This is a genomic window from Dorea sp. 210702-DFI.3.125 (genome assembly GCF_020560945.1).
In the GTDB taxonomy this organism is placed as follows: domain Bacteria; phylum Bacillota; class Clostridia; order Lachnospirales; family Lachnospiraceae; genus Dorea; species Dorea formicigenerans.
On sequence record NZ_JAJCNF010000099.1, the window covers coordinates 1 to 378 of the forward strand.

The 378-nt window shown below is 49.2% G+C and carries 1 protein-coding gene; it reads right to left on the reverse strand.

The annotated features are described in order from the left end of the window. On the reverse strand, nt 1-162 hold a 162-nt coding region (locus tag LI164_RS15725; protein ID WP_227087385.1), incomplete at its 3' end, for a CHC2 zinc finger domain-containing protein. Between the last annotated feature and the right edge of the window lie 216 nt (nt 163-378).

Sequence of the window (378 nt, forward strand, 5' to 3'; positions counted from 1 at the left end):
ACCGCAGCCGAAGCAGTGGTAACGCCGATCCAGCTTCATGCTTGGGGTTTTATCGTGATGGAACGGGCAACAAGCCATCCCGTTCCGGCCTACACGGATTCCATAATGCTCCGCAGCCTGTCTTGTTGTGACGGACTGCTTCACAGCTTCAAATACATTCAAATCTATCCCTCCTTGAAAAAAAGAAAAGCACCTGACATTCTCTGATTGAAAATGGCAAGTGCCTGTTAAAGTTCCATATCCTGTTGTTTGTGTTTTGTCTGCTCCGGGGCAGTTCTTTGTGCTTTTTTCTCGTCTGTCTTATCCTGCAAGACTTCCTTGATGGGCTGCTTCTTGGGCGGCTCTTTGCTTTCCTCTGTGCCGGGTGTGGCTTTCCGT